General features: G+C 52.8%; 18 protein-coding genes. 12 read left to right on the top strand and 6 right to left on the bottom strand.

The window, feature by feature from the left end; translation table 11 throughout:
• Positions 1–20 precede the first annotated feature (20 nt).
• The 5 genes from pgk to FAZ14_RS06815 all read left to right on the top strand — a co-directional run bounded on the left by pgk (position 21) and on the right by FAZ14_RS06815 (position 5,302).
• Entirely contained in the window at positions 21–1,184 is a 1,164-nt protein-coding gene (pgk, locus tag FAZ14_RS06835; protein WP_016940687.1) for a phosphoglycerate kinase, read from the top strand.
• Between the two features lie 189 nt (positions 1,185–1,373).
• Positions 1,374–2,450 (top strand): class II fructose-bisphosphate aldolase, encoded by a 1,077-nt coding sequence (gene fbaA, locus FAZ14_RS06830; protein ID WP_016940686.1) that lies wholly within the window; start codon positions 1,374–1,376, stop codon positions 2,448–2,450.
• Between the two features lie 128 nt (positions 2,451–2,578).
• Entirely contained in the window at positions 2,579–3,460 is an 882-nt protein-coding gene (gene mscS, locus FAZ14_RS06825; protein ID WP_153508271.1) for a small-conductance mechanosensitive channel MscS, read from the top strand.
• Positions 3,461–3,627: 167 nt separating this feature from the next.
• Positions 3,628–4,431: an IclR family transcriptional regulator gene (locus tag FAZ14_RS06820; RefSeq protein WP_235914489.1), complete on the top strand. Its 804-nt coding sequence runs from the start codon at positions 3,628–3,630 to the stop codon at positions 4,429–4,431.
• A gap of 148 nt (positions 4,432–4,579) precedes the next feature.
• A complete protein-coding gene (locus FAZ14_RS06815; RefSeq protein ID WP_194287065.1) occupies positions 4,580–5,302 on the top strand; it encodes an oxidative stress defense protein in 723 nt (240 codons plus the stop codon).
• A 32-nt stretch (positions 5,303–5,334) separates the two neighbouring features.
• On the opposite strand, the gene FAZ14_RS06810 is transcribed toward FAZ14_RS06815, so the two are convergent.
• The gene (locus FAZ14_RS06810) at positions 5,335–6,228 is read right to left on the bottom strand and encodes a LysR family transcriptional regulator ArgP (RefSeq protein WP_016940682.1); all 894 of its coding nucleotides are present in this window, start codon (positions 6,226–6,228) and stop codon (positions 5,335–5,337) included.
• 196 nt (positions 6,229–6,424) lie between these two features.
• Between FAZ14_RS06810 and rpiA the strand changes: the two genes are divergently transcribed.
• Together rpiA and serA are read left to right on the top strand one after the other, a co-directional pair.
• Positions 6,425–7,087 (top strand): ribose-5-phosphate isomerase RpiA, encoded by a 663-nt coding sequence (rpiA, locus tag FAZ14_RS06805; RefSeq protein WP_016940681.1) that lies wholly within the window; start codon positions 6,425–6,427, stop codon positions 7,085–7,087.
• A 380-nt stretch (positions 7,088–7,467) separates the two neighbouring features.
• Complete coding sequence (gene serA, locus FAZ14_RS06800; RefSeq protein ID WP_016940680.1) at positions 7,468–8,700, top strand: phosphoglycerate dehydrogenase; 1,233 nt, start codon at positions 7,468–7,470, stop codon at positions 8,698–8,700.
• Between the two features lie 106 nt (positions 8,701–8,806).
• On the opposite strand, the gene FAZ14_RS06795 is transcribed toward serA, so the two are convergent.
• On the bottom strand, positions 8,807–9,808 hold the full coding sequence (locus FAZ14_RS06795) for a zinc-binding alcohol dehydrogenase family protein (protein WP_016940679.1): 1,002 nt from the start codon (positions 9,806–9,808) through the stop codon (positions 8,807–8,809).
• 110 nt (positions 9,809–9,918) lie between these two features.
• On the opposite strand from FAZ14_RS06795, the gene FAZ14_RS06790 reads away from it, so the two are divergent.
• Positions 9,919–10,815: a LysR family transcriptional regulator gene (locus tag FAZ14_RS06790; protein ID WP_016940678.1), complete on the top strand. Its 897-nt coding sequence runs from the start codon at positions 9,919–9,921 to the stop codon at positions 10,813–10,815.
• Positions 10,816–11,183: 368 nt separating this feature from the next.
• Complete coding sequence (locus FAZ14_RS06785) at positions 11,184–12,890, top strand: methyl-accepting chemotaxis protein (RefSeq protein WP_016940677.1); 1,707 nt, start codon at positions 11,184–11,186, stop codon at positions 12,888–12,890.
• Between the two features lie 137 nt (positions 12,891–13,027).
• On the opposite strand, the gene ettA is transcribed toward FAZ14_RS06785, so the two are convergent.
• Positions 13,028–14,692: an energy-dependent translational throttle protein EttA gene (ettA, locus tag FAZ14_RS06780; RefSeq protein ID WP_016940676.1), complete on the bottom strand. Its 1,665-nt coding sequence runs from the start codon at positions 14,690–14,692 to the stop codon at positions 13,028–13,030.
• A 344-nt stretch (positions 14,693–15,036) separates the two neighbouring features.
• Entirely contained in the window at positions 15,037–15,309 is a 273-nt protein-coding gene (locus FAZ14_RS20195; RefSeq protein ID WP_194287067.1) for a hypothetical protein, read from the bottom strand.
• Here FAZ14_RS20195 and sltY point away from each other — a divergent pair.
• On the top strand, positions 15,199–17,130 hold the full coding sequence (sltY, locus tag FAZ14_RS06775) for a murein transglycosylase (RefSeq protein WP_153508268.1): 1,932 nt from the start codon (positions 15,199–15,201) through the stop codon (positions 17,128–17,130). The genes FAZ14_RS20195 and sltY overlap by 111 nt on opposite strands.
• Positions 17,131–17,312: 182 nt before the next feature.
• On the top strand, positions 17,313–17,645 hold the full coding sequence (gene trpR, locus FAZ14_RS06770; RefSeq protein WP_029456265.1) for a trp operon repressor: 333 nt from the start codon (positions 17,313–17,315) through the stop codon (positions 17,643–17,645).
• Between the two features lie 11 nt (positions 17,646–17,656).
• On the opposite strand, the gene yjjX is transcribed toward trpR, so the two are convergent.
• Positions 17,657–18,196 (bottom strand): inosine/xanthosine triphosphatase, encoded by a 540-nt coding sequence (yjjX, locus tag FAZ14_RS06765; RefSeq protein ID WP_012886237.1) that lies wholly within the window; start codon positions 18,194–18,196, stop codon positions 17,657–17,659.
• Between the two features lie 51 nt (positions 18,197–18,247).
• On the opposite strand from yjjX, the gene gpmB reads away from it, so the two are divergent.
• Entirely contained in the window at positions 18,248–18,898 is a 651-nt protein-coding gene (gene gpmB, locus FAZ14_RS06760) for a 2,3-diphosphoglycerate-dependent phosphoglycerate mutase GpmB (RefSeq protein WP_016940674.1), read from the top strand.
• Here the strand turns inward: gpmB and robA are convergent.
• Complete coding sequence (robA, locus tag FAZ14_RS06755) at positions 18,895–19,761, bottom strand: MDR efflux pump AcrAB transcriptional activator RobA (RefSeq protein WP_016940673.1); 867 nt, start codon at positions 19,759–19,761, stop codon at positions 18,895–18,897. The two genes, gpmB and robA, sit on opposite strands and share 4 nt — an antisense overlap.
• Between the last annotated feature and the right edge of the window lie 129 nt (positions 19,762–19,890).

Below are 19,890 nucleotides of genomic sequence, written 5' to 3'. Positions count from 1 at the left end.
AATCAACAAGAGGATTCACCATGGCTGTAATTAAGATGACCGACCTGGATTTGGCTGGCAAACGCGTGCTGATCCGTGCGGATCTGAACGTGCCGGTTAAAGATGGCAAAGTGACGTCTGACGCCCGCATCCGCGCATCCCTGCCGACCATTGAAATCGCCCTGAAGCAGGGTGCCCGCGTGATGGTGACATCCCATCTGGGCCGCCCGACCGAAGGCGAGTACAACGAAGAATTCTCCCTGCTGCCGGTAGTCAACTACCTGAAAGACCATCTGTCTGCGCCGGTGCGTCTGGCGAAAGATTACCTGGACGGCGTTGATGTGGCCGAAGGTGAGCTGGTCGTACTGGAAAACGTCCGCTTCAACAAGGGTGAGAAGAAAGACGACGAAGTGCTGTCCAAAAAATACGCCGCACTGTGCGATGTGTTTGTGATGGATGCGTTCGGTACTGCACACCGTGCGCAGGCTTCAACTCACGGTGTCGGCAAATTCGCCCCGATCGCTTGTGCCGGCCCGCTGCTGTCTGATGAACTGGAAGCACTGGGTAAAGCATTGAGTAACCCGGCTCGTCCGATGGTGGCTATCGTCGGTGGTTCCAAAGTGTCTACCAAGCTGACGGTGCTGGATTCACTGTCTAAAATTGCTGACCAGCTGATCGTCGGTGGTGGTATCGCCAATACTTTCGTGGCTGCCCAAGGCCATAACGTCGGTAAATCGCTGTACGAAGCGGAACTGATTCCAGAAGCGAAGAAACTGCTGGAAACCTGCGATATTCCGGTACCGAGCGATGTACGTGTTGCAACAGAATTCTCCGAAACTGCCAGCGCGACGTTGAAATCCGTGGCTGCCATTAAAGATGATGAACAGATTCTGGACCTGGGCGATGTGTCTGCCGAACGTCTGGCTGACATCCTGAAAAACGCCAAGACGATTCTGTGGAATGGCCCGGTTGGTGTATTCGAATTCCCGAACTTCCGTAAAGGGACGGAGATTGTGGCGAATGCTATCGCCAACAGCGATGCTTTCTCCATCGCAGGCGGCGGTGATACGCTGGCGGCAATCGATCTGTTCGGCATTGCCGACAAGATCTCCTATATTTCTACCGGCGGCGGCGCTTTCCTGGAGTTTGTGGAAGGTAAAAAACTGCCGGCAGTGGTGATGCTGGAAGAACGCGCTCGTCAGTAAGCGTTTTTCGTCAGTCATTTGAGGTGGGAGAATATCTCGCCTCCTGGTAACCCGGTGAAAGCCGGGCTACCGGTAGCAATACCAGCAGCAACAAATGGTAGTCATGTCGGCAGTCACGGTATTGCCGACGATAATGCAGTAACAGACAAATCTCTAACCCTCCACGGCCAACGAAACAGGACACGTGACATGTCTAAAATCTTTGATTTCGTAAAACCTGGTGTCATCACTGGTGATGACGTTCAGAAAGTATTCGCCATTGCCAAAGAAAATAACTTTGCACTGCCGGCGGTTAACTGTGTCGGTACCGACTCCATTAACGCCGTTCTTGAAGCCGCAGCCAAAGTGCGCGCGCCGGTAATCGTTCAGTTCTCCAACGGTGGTGCTGCATTTACTGCCGGTAAAGGCCTGAAAGCTGAAGGTCAGCAGGCGGCAATTCTGGGTGCGATTTCTGGTGCTCATCATGTACACCAGATGGCAGAACACTATGGTATTCCGGTGATTTTGCACACCGACCATTGCGCGAAGAAACTGCTGCCATGGCTTGACGGTCTGCTGGATGCCGGTGAGAAACACTACGCCGCGACCGGTAAACCGCTGTTCTCTTCTCACATGATCGACCTGTCGGAAGAATCGCTGGAAGAAAACATCGAGATTTGCAGCAAGTATCTGGCGCGTATGGCCAAACTGGACATGACGCTTGAAATCGAACTGGGCTGCACCGGTGGTGAAGAAGACGGCGTGGACAATAGCCATCTGGACAACTCTGCGCTGTATACCCAGCCGGAAGATGTGGCTTATGCCTACGAAAAACTGAACGCTATCAGCCCTCGTTTCACCATCGCGGCTTCTTTCGGTAACGTACACGGTGTGTATAAGCCGGGTAACGTACAACTGACGCCGAAAATCCTGCGTAACTCTCAGGAATATGTCTCTAAGAAATTCAACCTGCCGCACAACAGCCTGGACTTCGTGTTCCACGGCGGTTCCGGTTCTTCCGCAGCAGAAATCGCCGAAGCAGTCAGCTACGGTGTGGTGAAGATGAATATCGATACCGACACCCAGTGGGCGACCTGGGAAGGCATCCTGAATTACTACAAGAAAAACGAAGGCTATCTGCAGGGCCAGCTGGGTAACCCGGAAGGCGACGACAAGCCGAACAAGAAATACTATGACCCACGTGTCTGGCTGCGTGCCGGTCAGGTGACCATGGTGGCGCGTCTGGAACAAGCGTTTAAAGAACTGAACGCGGTTGACGTGCTGTAATTATCAAACCGGTTGTCATGATTGAACCGGTTGTAATTATCGACGTAATAATTTGACTAAGGCTCCTACGGGAGCCTTAATTTTATCTGCATACCGATAATGCACATGATGCTAACAGGAGCGAACAAATGGAAGAACTCAACGTAGCTGAAAGCATGGGACGCCTGCAGAGCTGGCTGGTGAATAATCAACACATTCTGTTGCAGTATGCGGTGAACATTGTCGCCTCACTGGTGATTTTGTCTGTTGGGATGCTGATTGCCCGCATGATGGCGAACACACTAAACCGGCTGATGGTCACTCGTGGTATTGACGTCACGGTGGCGGACTTTTTGTCTGCGATGGTGCGCTACGGCATTATCGCTTTCACGCTGATAGCAGCGCTAAGTCGGGTGGGGGTGCAAACCACATCGGTCATTGCGGTGTTGGGTGCCGCCGGTCTGGCGGTTGGTCTGGCTTTACAAGGTTCGCTATCGAATTTTGCTGCCGGGGTGCTGCTGGTGATGTTCCGGCCTTTTCGCACCGGGGAGTCGGTGGATTTGGGTGGCATTGCGGGCACGGTGACTCAGGTACAAATTTTTTCCACCACGCTGCTGACGGCCGACGGCAAAGTCATCGTAGTGCCAAATGGCAAAATTATCGCCGGGAATATTATCAACAGTTCCCGTGAGCCGAATCGTCGTACTGAAATTATTGTCGGCGTGGCCTATGACGCGGATATCGATGTGGTGAAAAATGTACTGGGCGCTATCGTCGCGGCGGATAACCGTATTCTGCATGATAATGGCGTCACTATTCGGCTCAATGAGCTGGGGCCGTCTTCGCTTAACTTTGTGGTGCGGGTGTGGACCAATAATGGCGATGCGGCGGCGGTGTATTGGGATCTGTTGGAGAACTTCAAACGGGCGTTGGATGAGCACCGTATCGGTATTCCGTATCCACAGATGGATGTGCATTTGCACCATTCGCCGTCAGCCCATACGGGGTCGCAGGGCGCGCCGACACTGTAGTTTTTCATGCGAATTTATGCCTGCGGCTGTTGTCTGTAGCGGAGTGTGAGCTATTTCCTCTATTGCATCGCATAACATGCTGTTTCATGATGGTCTTTGTCCCGGCAGAGGTGGATGTCCTGGCGGGCGTAATGAGAGGAAGATCAGACGTGATAAATGAACATAGCATTGATGACGAGGGGAAGGCGGAAAAGCCGCTGGGAAGTCAAAGCCTGTTTCGCGGTTTACAGTTGATCGAAATACTTAGCGACTATCCCAACGGGTGCCCGTTGGCGCGGATTGCTGAGTTGTCCGGCATGAATAAAAGTACCGTCCATCGCTTGTTGCAAGGTCTGGCCGGGTGTGGTTACGTGGTGCCTGCACGTCAGCCAGGCAGTTATCGACTGACCACCAAGTTTATTGCTATCGGCCAGAAGGCGCTCTCGTCGTTAAATGTGTTGCACGTAGCGGCACCGCACCTTGAGGCGTTGAACCTGATGGTAGGGGAGACTGTTAACTTCTCAACGCGTGAAGATGACCACGCGATTCTGATTTATAAGCTGGAACCGACTACCGGCATGATGCGTACCCGTGCTTACATCGGCCAGCATATGCCTTTGCACAGTTCGGCGATGGGGAAGATTTTCATGGCCTACGGCGCGGAGGATTACCCTGCAGAATACTGGCGGACCCATCAGAACAGTATTTATCCTCTGACTGATAACACCATCGTTGAGCTTCCCGCCATGCAACAGGAACTGGCGGAAATTCGCCGCCAGGGGTTGGCGATGGACCGGGAAGAGAATGAATTAGGGGTTTCCTGTATTTCTGCGCCGGTGTTTGATATTCAGCATCGGGTGGCCTATGCCGTTTCCATTTCGCTGTCGATGGCGCGTTTGCAACAGATGGGGATTGATACGCTGGTTGACCCCTTACGGGAAACCGCCCGCACTATTTCCCTTGAGTTAGGATTTACACCGCCTGCGGCGTAAGCGGGCGTTTGGCATTGTGTTTCTCGATGTTTAGCCGGTATTCGCGCATTCATCTATCCAGACATTCACCTATTCAGACATTCGCCTATAGTGAATAAAGCCTGCCCCGGGTAGGCTTCGTCACTCACTCATGCGCAAAGGAGATACTGTGAAGCTGAACGTTCTGGTTTTGACTATGCTGCTCGGTTTGTCGTCACTGACGGCACAGGCCGGTAATGAGTTGCCCAGTGGGCCGCACATTGTGACTTCCGGTACGGCGAGTGTGGATGCAACGCCGGATATCGCCCGGCTGGCGATAGAAGTGAGCGTGTCCTCCAAAGATGTGTCCGACGCCAAAAAGCAGGTGGATGATCGTGTCGCGCAATACTTTGCTTTTCTGGATAAAAACGGTATCGACAAGAAAGATATCAACGCGGCCAATTTGCGCACCCAACCAGAGTACGATTACCTGAAGAACGGCGGCTCGGTCCTGAAAGGGTACCGTGCGGTGCGGCAGGTGGAAGTCACGCTGCGTCAGTTAGATAAGCTCAATGAATTGCTGGATGGCGCGCTCAAATCGGGTCTTAACGAGATTCGGGCGGTGGAACTGGGGGTGTCTAACCCGGATACCTACCGTGAACAGGCGCGTAAAAAAGCGATAGAGCAGGCGACATTACAGGCGCAGTCGTTAGCCTCTGGGTTTAACGCTACGCTGGGGCCGGTTTACAGTATTCGTTACCACGTTGCCAACTACCAGCCGATACCAGCTGCGCGTATGTTCAAAACCACCAATATGGCGGCGCAAAGCGAGGTGGCGCAAACCTACGAACAGCAGACTATTCACTTTGATGATCAGGTGGATGTGGTGTTTGAATTACAGCGAGCGCCCTGAGGGCGCCGCGTAAGCGAGTCGGCCTGACGAATTCAGGATTGACGTAGAACCTGGCGTCCGTGCGTGAGCAGGGCGTCAGTCACCTGCCGCATCATTCTGCTTTCCGGCGCGAAACGATGCCAGTACAGCATACGGCGCTGGCATAGCCCCGGTGTCAGGTCGATAAGCTCGCCATTCGCCAGTTCGCGTTCGATCTGCAAATGGGGGATCATACAGCAGGTGGTGCCCTGACGGGCAAGCTGTACGAAAGCCTCAGATGAGTTAACGATGTGGCAGGGTACGCTACCCGGCGGCAGGTCGAAATTTTGCTGCAAAAATGCCTGATGCATATCATCCAAATGGTCGAACGCCACCACTGGCGCACGCAGCAGCGCCGAACGTGTTACCCCGTTAGGAAAGTAGCGATTGGCGAAGCCTGGCGAGGCGACGAACAGATAATCCAGCGCGCCCAGTTTATCCACCAGACAGCTTGGCAGCGGCTGCGGCTGAATACTCACGGCTCCCACCACTTCACCCCGGCGCAGGCGCTCCTGGGTTCGGGTTTCATCTTCCACCTGCAAATTCAACCTGATGGGTGAGTCCACCAGTACAGGTTGCAGGGCGGGTAACAGCCAGGTCGCCAGACTGTCGGCATTGACCGCCAGAGACAGCAAGAGAGGGGTTTCATTGCTGTTTTCATTGCCCAGCCACTCTTCTTCCAGCAATTCCACCTGATGCAGCAAGGCCAGCAATTTCTGCCCTTGTTCGGTCGGACGCGGCGGAATCGTTCTTACCAGTAGCGGCTGGCCGAACAGGTTCTCCAACTGTTTGATGCGTTGCGAGACGGCGGACTGCGTAATACAGAGTTTTTGTGCGGCGCGCTCAAAGCCACGCTCACGGATCACGGCGTCCAGCGCCTGAAGCGTGCGATAGTCCGGGCGTTTCATGAAGGTGAAGATTCCTTTGCGTAAAAACTATATTTGGCAATATGCCACATTTTTGTGAGGTATCGCCGAAAAAAATCGCCCTGCCTGCCGCCGTGAGACTGAAATATTACCGTACCTGACAGGCAGGGCTCTCCTTTTGACTATGGCATGCCCTATAATACGCACACGTTTTCGTAGCTACAGGCATAAGCACATCATGACGCAGGATGAACTGAAAAAAGCCGTGGGTTGGGCCGCACTCGACTATGTTCGCCCCGGTACTATCGTTGGCGTGGGAACCGGCTCTACCGCCGCTCACTTTATTGACGCACTGGGGTCTATCAGGCATCAAATTGAAGGCGCGGTTTCAAGCTCTGACGCTTCTACCGCCAGGCTCAAAAGTCTGGGGATTCCGGTTTTTGACTGTAATGACGTGGATGTGCTTGATGTCTACGTCGACGGCGCTGATGAAATCAACCCACACATGCAGATGATCAAAGGTGGCGGTGCCGCATTGACCCGTGAAAAAATCGTGGCGGCGATCGCGCGTCAGTTCGTGTGTATCGTCGATGCGTCCAAACAGGTTGATGTGCTGGGGCGTTTCCCGTTGCCGGTGGAAGTTATCCCGATGGCGCGCGCCTATGTGGCCCGTGAGCTGGTCAAACTGGGTGGTCAGCCGGTGTATCGTGATGGGGTTATCACTGACAACGGCAACATTATTCTGGATGTGCACAATATGGATCTGTCGGATGCGGTGGCGATGGAAAACCGCATCAATAGTCTGGCTGGCGTGGTAACGGTGGGGTTGTTTGCTAACCGCGGTGCGGATGTCGCGCTGGTGGGGACCGCCGACGGGGTGAAAACCGTTCGCCTGAAATAAGTCATTCCTGACGCAGACTATTCTGGCCACAGCAGTGTCGAAACAATTCCACTGAAAGTGTGCCATGAAAGAGTGCGATTGTTGTTATCTCTCGCAGAGGTCCGGCCATGCTAACGACGGTCGGATTTTTTTATCTAAAAAATCCGACTTTCTATAACGGCTCATTTTTGGTACTTAATATCAGTTTTTCTTATTTCGCATCACCCCTGTCTGGTCTTGCTGAGGGTTGGCAGTATTTTTTGCCATGAAATCACTGACGGGTGGGGGTAAGAAAAAACGTGAAGGCAATCGTTTGTATTGCCGCCTGCGTATTTTTTGTTATGTTTGCACAGACCGGTTTGCAAACCGTCATATCTGAAGTCTGAAAATAAGGTCGGGAAATGGCAAAGGTATCACTGGAAAAAGACAAGATTAAGTTCCTGCTGCTGGAGGGGGTACACCCGAATGCGCTTGAGAATCTGCGTGCTGCGGGTTACACCAATATTGAATACCATAAAGGAGCGCTTGACCCGGAAGCGCTGAAAGCGTCGATTCGTGACGCGCACTTTGTGGGGATTCGATCGCGTACGCATCTGACGGAGGACATTTTCGCAGCGGCTGAAAGACTGGTAGCAGTGGGGTGTTTTTGTATCGGCACGAATCAGGTTGATCTGTCGGCTGCAACCAAACGTGGCATTCCGGTCTTCAACGCACCTTTTTCCAATACCCGCTCCGTAGCCGAAATGGTTATCGGTGAACTGCTGCTGCTGTTGCGCGGCATTCCGACCGCTAACGCTAAAGCGCATCGTGGTATCTGGCACAAGCAGGCGGTTGGCTGCTTTGAGGCTCGCGGTAAGAAACTCGGTATCATTGGTTATGGTCACATCGGTACCCAACTTGGGATCCTGGCTGAAAGCCTGGGGATGCACGTCTATTTCTACGATATCGAAAGCAAATTGCCGTTGGGGAATGCCCAACAGGTTCGCCATTTGTCTGAATTGCTGAATATGAGCGATGTAGTCAGTCTGCATGTGCCGGAAACTGACAGTACCCAGAATATGATCGGTGCTAACGAACTGACGTTGATGAAGCCAGGTTCGATTTTGATCAACGCATCACGCGGTACTGTGGTCGATATTCCGGCATTGAGCGACGCTCTTGCCAACAAGCACCTCTCTGGTGCGGCTATCGACGTGTTCCCGCAGGAACCGGCAACCAACAGTGACCCGTTCCTGTCGCCGCTGTGCGAATTCGATAACGTGATCCTGACACCGCATATTGGTGGTTCGACGGAAGAAGCGCAGGAGAATATTGGTATCGAGGTTGCCGGGAAACTGGTGAAATACTCTGATAACGGCTCTACCTTGTCTGCTGTTAACTTCCCGGAAGTATCGTTGCCGACGCACAGCGATCGTGCCAGCCGTCTGCTGCACATCCATGAAAACCGTCCTGGTATCATGACGCAGATTAACAACATCTTTGCTGAGCAGGGCATCAACATTGCAGCACAGTATCTGCAGACCAGCCCGACCATCGGTTATGTGGTTATCGATGTGGAAACGGACGGTGCTGACACCGCGCTGCAACTGATGAAAGCTATCCCCGGCACTATTCGTGCCCGCTTGTTGTACTAAGCAGCGAATAGCAAGTCGGTGGTAACCGATGGCATATTGCGTGGATGACAAAGCCAGCCTGACAGGCTGGCTTTTTTTATGCTGACGCTGTCATTGGGACTTGCACTCACAGAGTGATGACGAGCTTACCGCGCATATGGCCATTCAGTATGGCCTCGTGGGCTTGTTTTAGCGTTTCAGGCGTTAATCCGTTCAGGGTCTGGCTAAGGGTGCCCTGCAAGAGACCGTTATCCACCTGTTGCGCCACCTCACGCAGAATTTCTCCCTGACGAGTGATGTCCGGTGTGGTAAACATGCTGCGGGTAAACATGAATTCCCAGTGCAGCGTCGCGCTTTTTAACTTCAGCGCGTTTTGATCTAAAGGACGAGTGTTTTCCACGATGGTACAGATATGTCCCAGCGGGGCGATTAACTGACTGATGGCATCCCAGTGGCCGTCAGTGTCATTCAGGCAGAAAATGTAATCGACGTGCTCAATATTCTGCTTTTTCAGGTCATCAACCAGATGGCGATAATCCACCACCAGATGAGCGCCACGGTCGCGACACCATTGTGCGGAGTCGGGACGAGACGCCGTCGCGATGACGGTCACCTCGCTACGTTGTGCCGCCAGTGAAATCGCCAGTGAACCGACGCCGCCAGCACCACCGATAATCAACAGTGTTTTGCCTTTGGCTGCAGTCTGAATGTTCAAATGTTCAAATAGCCCTTCCCAGGCGGTCAGCGCTGTCAACGGCAAGGCGGCCGCTTCAGCCCAGTTCAGTGACGCGGGCTTGTGTGCGACGATGCGGGCATCGACTAACTGATGGGTGCTGTTGCTGCCTGGGCGCGTGATATCACCGGCATACCAAACTTCATCTCCGACGTTGAAGTTGCTGACACCTGAGCCGGTTTTTATCACGATGCCACTGGCATCCCACCCAAGAATGCGCGGGTGTTGCAGACCGTTTCGACGTAATCCTGCGTGTACTTTGGTATCCACCGGATTAACCGACACCGCTTTTACGGCTACCAGCAGGTCATGCTCACCGGGCTGTGGTAATTCGGCCGTAATTTCTACGAAATTATCAGGAGAACTGGGGGCAACGGCGATTGCTTTTACTGTCATGATCAATGTTTCCATCGTTGCGTGTTGGATGTGACAACAGTGTAGAACCTGTCGATAGTACTGATAAGATGGACAATCACTAACGACGTGTTCGGCTGAGAAGAACAATCATGTTCAGACAATTGCAGGATATGGCGCTGTTCGCCCTGGTGGCGGAATGCGGCAGTTTTACCGAGGCGGCCAGACAGGCTGGTATGGCTAAGTCGAGTCTCAGTTTACGCGTTAGTCAGTTAGAGCAATCATTGGGGCTACGGTTGTTCAATCGAACGACTCGCAAGCTGAACCTCACCTTTGCAGGTGAACGCTATCTGGTGCATTGCCAGGAAATGCGTCAGGCCAGCGAGCGCGCTGAGATGGCGATGCAACACTTACGCGATAAACCCAGTGGGCGCTTGCGAATAACCAGTCCTGCCGGATTAGGGGCAACCTTGTTGGCGCGTTTGACCGCCGAGTTTCAGTCCCGCTTTCCGGCGGTATCGCTGGAGATTGTGGTGGCTGATCGGGTTATTGATCTGGTGGCAGAAGGGTTCGATGCCGCGTTGCGTACCGGTAAACCGCAGGATTCTTCCCTGATTGGTCGTTCTTTGGGGCAAGTGCCGCATTATCTGGTGGCTTCCGACGCCTATCTGACGGCATTTCCGCCGATTACGCACCCGCGTGAACTGCAAGCGCACCGGTGTATTGCTCACCGAGCCTGGCCGGAGTGGGGATTTCGCCGGGAAGCAGAGTATTTTCTCTGGCGCTTGCCGCAATCACACATCACCGACAATCTGCTGTATGCGCGTGCTTGTGTACTGGCGGATGGCGGTATTACGTTGCTGCCGGCATTTTTGTGCCGTGAGCAGATAGATAATGGTGAGTTGGTTTGTCTTTTGTCGGAATGGCAGGCTGATACTAATGATCTCTATTTGATTTATCCTGGGCGCAGGTTGAACTCTCCTGCTCTGAATAGCTTTATTGATTTTGCACTGAGTTTTGACGCGTTGTGCGATTATTCTTCACGGTAAACCATGTCGTTTCCCAGGAAGTACAGTAGGGCGACGTACCCTGCAAAGGCTAATTTTCGGTTGATATACCCGCCAGATATATGGTGACTTCATCATAAAAAAGGAACCTGAGCGCTTCTTGTTACCACTTATCAACAGAGCATGCTACAGTCGTCACGGTTTTTCTTTTTTAAAGAAACAACAATACAATTAAAATAAAATATCGTTTTGTTTTGTGCTTAGGAGAGACGTTTGTTGCCTTACCGGACGCTGATGTGGCAGCAGCCGGTGTATGCCAGGGAGTACTAAAATGGCGCAAAGCTATACGTGCTTCTGCTGTTGAGACAGCGGAAGTGTTCAGCATCTTGTAGTGAAAGTGAGAAATCGGAATGGCAGAACAAAAAGGAAATATTTCTTCGATAAATAACATTCGTCTTGTGACGCTGTTTATTACCCTGTTAACCATTATTTTGGTTCTGTTTGCTCTCTCAATTGGTACTGCCAGTTATTTTCTCAAACAGAGTAATGCCTCTCTGGAGCGGGCTAATCTGGTTTCCGATATCCGGGCAGGGGTCAGTAGCAGTATGGACCAACTGCGTGTTTCCCGTCAGTTGCTGGTTCAGGCAGTGGCATCGTCGCGTATCGGTGATACGGAGGCTTACAAACAGGCCTTTACCGAAGGTCTGGATCGTATCAAAAGCTCACAGAAGCGCTTTGATGAGTATATGGCGCGAACTGACAAATCCGCACAAGAGACATCCCTGGATTCTGAGTTGAGCGCAAACTACACCGCCTATCGTGACAAGATAATGTTGCCGATGGTGGAGTTCGTGCGTAACGGTGAATTCGAAAATACCATTGAACTGGAAACGACACTGGCTCGCCAGTTGGATACGAATTACGCCCTTCAGGTGCGCAAGGAAGTGAAGTACCTGACAGATCACGCAAACAGCATTAATGCGCAGGCCTCTGCTAACGCTCGTCTGGGGAATATCCTGATGGGGGCGTCGTTTATTTTAGCCATTCTGCTGGCCGCGCTGACGTATCTGGTCATCCGTCGGGCGATTTTGGTACCGGTTAATGCGCTGATTGCCCGTATCCAGAAAATTGCTCAGGGTGATCTTACCCAACCGGCTGAACATCTGGGACGCAACGAAATCGGTATTCTGGGGCAAAACCTGCAGCACATGCAGGAGTCTTTGACCAATACTGTGACGGTCGTTCGCGAAGGTGCCGATTCTATCTATCAGGGGGCGTCAGAAATTAGCGCGGGCAACGTCGACCTTTCTTCCCGTACGGAGCAACAGGCGGCGGCGCTGGAGCAGACGGCAGCCAGCATGGAAGAGCTGACCTCCACCGTGAAGCAGAACTCCGATAATGCCAACCATGCCAGCCAACTGGCTCGTAATGCCTCCAGTAAGGCGGAGCAGGGTGGTTCTATTGTTCAGGACGTGGTGAGAACCATGGGTGATATTTCCTCCAGTTCGAGAAAAATATCGGAGATCACCAGTGTTATTAATAGCATCGCTTTCCAGACCAATATTCTGGCGCTGAATGCGGCGGTAGAGGCCGCCCGTGCTGGTGAACAGGGTCGGGGATTTGCGGTGGTGGCTGGTGAGGTGCGCAACCTGGCGCAACGCAGCGCACAGGCAGCGAAAGAGATTGAATCACTGATTGGTGAATCCGGCAAGTTAGTGGACGCTGGCTCTGTTCTGGTGGCAAAAGCGGGTGATACGATGGAGGAGATCGTAAAAGCGGTTGTCAGCGTGACGGATATCATGGGTGAAATTGCCTCTGCATCTGATGAGCAAAGCCGTGGTATTGGTCAGGTGAATCAGGCTGTGCTGGAAATGGAAGGCACAACACAGCAAAACGCCGCACTGGTACAGGAGGCTTCTGCCGCTGCGTCTTCACTGGAATCGCAGGCTGAGCGGTTGACCCAGGCGGTAGCAGTCTTCAAGGTGAGTCATCGTCGGGACAACGAGTCTGCTCGTGCGTCGTTACCATCCCGTCCGACTTTACAGGCTGTTCCCGCCGTGGCCGCTATTGGCGCGGGTAAAAGTAGCCGCAGTGAGCAGAATTGGGAAACGTTCTGACGGTTATCCGGTGTGGCTTAATTCGCCACACATGATGATTACTTATTGTATTCAAATGAAAAGCCCGCCGATTGGCGGGCTTTATTGTCACAGGAACCGGCTGTGACAGCATAGAGCAGAATAGAAAGGGCGTAGTGTTACGCCATTTTCTTATACTTGATGCGATGTGGTTCCAGCGCTTCTGCACCCAGCGTACGTTTTTTGTATTCTTCGTATTCCGTGAAGTTACCTTCAAAGAATTCCACCTTACCTTCATCCTGATAGTCGATGATGTGGGTGGCGATACGGTCCAGGAACCAGCGGTCATGGGAGATGACCATGGCGCAGCCTGGGAATTCCAACAGGGCGTTTTCCAGCGCTCGCAGCGTTTCGATATCCAGGTCGTTGGTTGGTTCGTCAAGCAGCAGCATGTTGCCGCCAACCTGCAGCAGCTTGGCCAGGTGTACTCGGCCGCGTTCACCACCGGAGAGCTCTCCGATTCGTTTACCCTGATCGACGCCTTTAAAGTTGAAGCGACCGACGTAGGCACGGCTTGGGATTTCGAAATTACCGATGCGCATAATATCCTGACCACCGGAAACCTCTTCCCATACGGTCTTACTGCCGTCCATTTTGTCACGGAACTGATCGACTGACGCCAGTTGAACGGTTTCACCCAGTGAAATCGTGCCGGAGTCCGGTTGTTCCTGAGCGGACAACATGCGGAACAGCGTCGATTTACCGGCACCGTTAGGGCCGATAATCCCAACGATGGCACCTTTAGGAATGGAGAACGACAAGTTGTCGATCAACACCCGGTCGCCATAAGACTTGGTAAGGTTCTGAACATCCAGCACCTTGTCGCCAAGGCGAGGGCCAGGCGGAATAAACAGTTCGCTGGTTTCATTACGCTTCTGGTATTCCACGCTGTTAAGTTCATCGAAGCGGGCCAGACGTGCCTTACCTTTGGCCTGACGGCCTTTCGGATTTTGACGTACCCACTCCAGCTCTTTCTCGATGGATTTGCGACGAGCGGCTTCGGTGGAGGCTTCCTGTGCCAGACGCTGGTCTTTCTGTTCCAGCCAGGAAGAATAGTTGCCTTCCCATGGAATCCCTTCACCACGGTCCAGCTCCAGAATCCATCCCGCAACGTTATCAAGGAAGTAACGGTCATGGGTGATGGCGACGACGGTGCCTTCATAGTCATGCAGGAAGCGTTCCAGCCAGGCGACGGACTCGGCATCCAGATGGTTGGTCGGTTCGTCGAGCAGCAGCATGTCGGGTTTTTCCAACAGCAGGCGACAGATTGCGACACGACGGCGTTCACCACCGGATAAATTGGCGATTTTGGCATCCCACGGCGGCAGACGCAGCGCATCAGCGGCTCGCTCTAGCTGATTATCAAGATTATGGCCATCGTGCGCCTGAATAATCGCTTCCAGTTCACCTTGTTCTTTCGCCAGTTTATCGAAGTCAGCCTCCGGGTCGGCATAGGCGGCATAAACCTCGTCCAGACGGGTCAGCGCGTGTTTCACTTCGCCGACTGCCTCTTCAATGGCTTCACGAACGGTGTGTTCCAGATTCAGTTGGGGTTCCTGAGGCAAATAACCGATCTTAATTCCCGGTTGTGGGCGTGCTTCGCCTTCGATGTCTTTATCAATCCCCGCCATGATGCGCAGCAGAGTGGATTTACCCGCACCGTTTAGACCCAGCACGCCGATTTTGGCGCCAGGGAAGAAACTAAGGGAGATATTTTTCAGGATATGGCGCTTCGGCGGAACAACCTTACCGACGCGGTGCATAGTGTAAACGTATTGAGCCACGTTGCTCTGAGCCTCTTTCTGTCCAGTTTAGCGTTATGCCATTAAAAGCATGGCGCCTGTAGGGGCATGATACCGGAAGCGCACAAGTGCTCCACCGGCAAAAGGAATTTACTGTTGACGGAGTTTAGCTGTTTTCGCCTCATGATCCCAGCCATCCTGTCATCGTGTTGCTGACTCTGCGAGGCGGCTTCCATCCGTGATGGTGTAATCGACACCAATATCCGCTAAAACTGCGAGCGCTATTGATACAACGGGGAAAACACCGTGAATTTCGTTCTGTTTTAGCGCGCTTTCGGCGTATCGTTGCCGGGCTGGATATGCCACACTGATTTGGTTTGAAAACGTCAGAAGTTGCTGGTGTTAATGTGGCCGTTGTGGGTCTGGAACGGCATGGCTGAGCGCTTGAATTGATAACGCATTGATAACGCATTGATAGTATGTTGATAGGGAATGAAGGCGGTATCTGGCGCAATGGCAGAATCGATAACGAGTGAGGTCAGGGCTGTATGTTCAAAATAGGGTATTGGCGATCTGTGGCCGCCGTGCTGTGTCTCTTTGGGGTTTCGTACCAGGTGCTGGCAGACTCGCTCGATGAGCAGCGGCAGCGCTATCAGCAAGTAAAGTCCGCCTGGGATAATAATCAGATGGACGTTGTTTCCCAATTGATGCCGACGCTGCGTGATTACCCGCTTTATCCCTATCTGGAATATCGCGCCCTGACTCAGGATCTCTCAACGGTGAGCACCGTGCAGGTCAGGCAGTTTATGACGTCACACCCAACACTGCCCGCGGTACGGACGTTGAATAACAGTTTTATCAATGAGCTTGCCCGCCGTCAGGACTGGAGCGGCTTGTTGGCATTCAGCCCCCAACCGCCTAAACCCGTTGCTTCGCTCTGCAACTATTTGTATGCCAAGGTGATGACGGGGCAGGTGCAGGGTGTCTGGGAGCAGACACAAGAGATCTGGCTGACCGGCCGTTCTCTGCCTCCGACCTGTGACAAGCTGTTTTCCGCCTGGCAGCAACAAGGCGGTTTAACTTCAATGATGGTGCTTGAGCGGATGCGGTTGGCCATGGATGCGGGCAGTGCGGGGTTGGTCAACCATCTTGCCCGGCAACTACCGGCAGATTACAAAACCATCACCGATGCGTTGCTGAAGTTACAAAGCAACACGAAATCGATTGAACGATTCGCCCGCTCTGTCGGCCCAACGGATTTTACTCGCAGGGCAGTGTTGTCGACATTTAGCCGTATTGCCCGTCAGGATCCCAATGAGGCGCTGGCCCTATTACCGCAGTTAGTACGGCTGCAAAAAATGCGTCCGCAGGAACGCCAGAGCATGGAAGATGACGTGGCCTGGCGGCTGATGAGCAGCGATGCTACCGACGAACAGGCACGCTGGCGTGATGCGGTGATTTTGCGTAGTGCCTCGGCTCCCTTGCTGGAGCGACGTGTCCGTATGGCGTTGGGGCAAGGTGATCGTGTCGGTCTGGCACAGTGGATGGCGCGTTTGCCAGCCGAGGTGCAGCAAAAAGACGAGTGGCGTTACTGGCGAGCAGTACTGTTGCTTGAACAAGGGCAAAAGCAAGAGGGGGAGAATCAACTGCGCGAGCTGATGAAGACCCGCGGTTTTTACCCGATGGCTGCTGCACAGAAACTGAATGTTAACTATCCGCTGACGATCATGATTGCCGCCAAACCGGAGCGTTCGATTGGGCAGTCACCGGAGGTGGCAAGAGTACGTGAGCTGATGTTCTGGGGACTGGAAAGTCTGGCCCGTTCAGAGTGGGCTGGTCTGGTCGCCAGCCGGGAAAGACCTCAGCAGGAGGCGCTGGCACGTTTTGCATTAGAACAACGTTGGTATGATTTGAGTGTGCAGGCCACGATAGTGGCGAAACTGTGGGATAACCTGGAAGAGCGTTTCCCTCTGGCATGGAGTGACGATTTCCGTCAGGCGATACAAGGTAAAGGAATTAGCCAGAGTTATGCCATGGCGATCGCTCGTCAGGAAAGCGCCTGGAATCCACAGGCGCGTTCTGCTGTAGGTGCCGCGGGTTTGATGCAACTGATGCCAGCTACCGCGCAGCACACCGCCGAGATGTTTAACATCGCCAGTTATAGCAATAGCAGTCAGTTGCTCGATCCGCAGATGAATATTCAGCTTGGTACCAGTTACCTGGAATATGTCTATCAGTCGTTTGGTCAGAACCGGATTCTGGCATCGGCGGCTTATAATGCGGGGCCGTCGCGGGTCAATAACTGGTTGAAAGACACAAATGGCCGTATTGATGCGATCGCGTTCGTGGAAAGCATTCCATTTTCAGAAACCCGTGGGTACGTTAAAAACGTGCTGGCGTATGACGTTTTTTATCGCAGTTTGATGCAACAACGCCAGACGGCTTTGTTGATGGATAATGAGTGGCAGCGACGTTACTGATAAATCAACCTGCGACCCATTATCACCAAGCTGCATGCGGATTTAACGCGTAACCGTCAGCAACGCGTGATTATCTCAATGCCCGCCTCGTTGGGGGGGGTGTTTATCCTTTTTCCTGAACTTTTTTTTGAATGGAATAGTATGTTATGCTGCTGTACTAGTTAAATAGTATGGTGGCCGTTATGACATTACCTTCACTTCACGATCCGAGTTTTTCCGAGTCAGATGATGAGAACTGGCACGCTTTTGTCAGCCTGTTTCAGCAGGCAATGGCAGAAGGATTGGAACAGCCGCTACTGCAATTGTTGTTAACACCGGATGAGAGGGCCTCTCTCGGTACTCGTGTGCGCATTATTCAGGAATTGATGCGGGGCGAAATGAGTCAGCGTGAATTGAAAAATGAGCTGGGTGCCGGTATTGCTACCATCACCCGGGGCTCTAATAGTCTCAAGTCTGCTCCAGTCAGGCTGAAAATCTGGCTGGAGGGGCAGTTGTTACCAGAGAAGAAAGCGTAACGCTTGGGGCTTCAGGCTGATGCCGCATGAATGGACTGCTGATAAACCGGGTTATGGAACGGCACCAGTGCCAGTAGCAGCGCCTGATAATACACGCTGGTTCTGGAGAGCTTGCCATCGGTAAATACGCCGATCGCACCACCCTGACGTTTGATGTCCTGAATGCCGGTAATGCGGGCCATTTCGTCTCCCAGCTCACGGCCTTGACCGATTCCCTGCAGAATGCTTTGTGGTAATACCAGACTGGCCGAGCGGGATTCCCCCCGAATGGTGGCGTTTTCAATGACCATCCAGGCGAAGGTCATGCTTTCTTCGATACCTGCCTCGACTCCCACCCAGAAATCTGCTTCCGGGCGAACCTGACGAGCCCTCATCACGCGGTTCCTTGCGCCTGTTCGGGTTTCAACGGAGCCAAGTGGTTGGCTGGGGACGCCACTGTCCACATCAACCCCTTCAATACGGCAATTATCTGCACCAAATACGTCGGCAAATGCTAAAGTTATGGCACTAATCTTGGCCGGGTTGGTCGTAGATGCGACAACATGGTACATAATGTTTCCCTACCTTGTAGTTAGTTTGACGCAGTATAACGGAAAAAAATCATGTTACAGGTATATCTTGTTCGCCACGGTGAAACAGAGTGGAATGTGGCGCGACGTATCCAGGGGCAGTCGGACAGTCCGTTAACCCCAGGTGGTGAACATCAAGCTCGTTTGGTCGCCGACAGGGTAAAAAAATTGGGGATCACCCATATTCTTACCAGTGATCTAGGGCGTACCCGACATACCGCCGATATTATCTCGCAGGCTTGTGGTGGCTGTCAGGTCATCATGGAGCCAGACCTGAGAGAACTGAACATGGGGGTGTTGGAAGAAAGGCTGATTGATTCGCTAAGCCATGAAGAAGAAAGCTGGCGTAAACAATTGGTGGATGGCACCCGTGATGGCCGTATTCCCGGCGGAGAGTCCATGTCGGAGTTGGCTGTGCGTATGCACCGTGTGCTGGAAAAATGCCAGGCGTTAGAGCAAGGTAGTCGCCCATTGCTGGTCAGCCACGGTATTGCGCTGGGATGTTTGCTGAGTACGTTACTGGGCCTGCCCGCCTGGGCTGAGCGTCGTCTGCGCCTTCGCAACTGCTCGCTATCTCGTGTGGACTACCAGCAAAGCCCCTGGCTTGCTCCGGGCTGGATAGTGGAAACAGCCGGAGATGTTTCTCATCTTGATGCTCCGGCGTTGGATGAATTGCAGCGTTAACGCTGGATGGGAATCAGATATTCACAGCGTATGATTTTTGGAGGCTCGGTGTCGGGGTCCTCTTTGGGGTGAAAACGTTCGGCATCGAACCCTTTGCGCCGGGTCAGTTTATAGGTCGGCAGGCAGGTGTCATACAGCGTGATAATGAAATCCTGCAAATCATCCGTCGGGCCTTCATAGATAAACAACGCGTAATCGCCAGCCGGGAGTGTGACGGGGTCACCAGGGTGCACACCTTCCGGTACATGATGAGGCTCCAGTGCGGTGGTATACAGCACTTCATGTTCATCATCTTTCTCTTTACTTGGGCGAGAATGATGCAACCCGTATAACACTGGTGGAACCTGCTTTACTTCACCGAGGTACTGACGCCAGAAGTGGATGCGTATTTCGGTGCGAAAACAGCTAATCTGTTCCAGGTTACAGTTGTAGCTCTGAGTCAGGCCTACCAGTTGTGTTTCTGGCATGGAGATAAATTGCGGTTGCGGCATGGTGAACGCACCCAGCCGAATCGGTGGATGGATACCAAAGGTGTTCCAGTCATCCGCCCGGCGATAGGAGGCTGGTGTCTGCGCAAACTGCTTTTTGAAGGCGCGGGTGAAGGTCTGTTGCGAATCGAAACGGTACTGTAAGGCGATATCCAGAATAGGACGACTGGTCAGACAGAGTGCGACAGCCGCTTTGGTGAGCCGACGGGCGCGAATATAGGAGCCGATAGCATGACCTGTTACTTCCTTGAACATCCTCTGCAAATGCCACTTGGAATAGCCGGCCTTGGCTGCAACATTATCCAGCGATAAAGGCTGGTCCAGATGACCCTCCAGCCAGTTGAGCAGGTCACGTATGATACTGGCTTGATCCATAGATCGTCCTCATAGAACACACCGAGAGCTAAGCGTATAAGCTCGGCATAATAGCAACTTTTTCCCTGGCGCACTTACCAAGATTTTTGTGCCTTATGAATAAAGAATTTGATTAACATAGGTCACCAG

Origin of the sequence: Dickeya oryzae (genome assembly GCF_009372235.1) — a bacterium.
Taxonomy (GTDB): Bacteria; Pseudomonadota; Gammaproteobacteria; order Enterobacterales; family Enterobacteriaceae; genus Dickeya; species Dickeya oryzae.
This window is presented reverse-complemented; position numbering and strand designations above follow the sequence as displayed.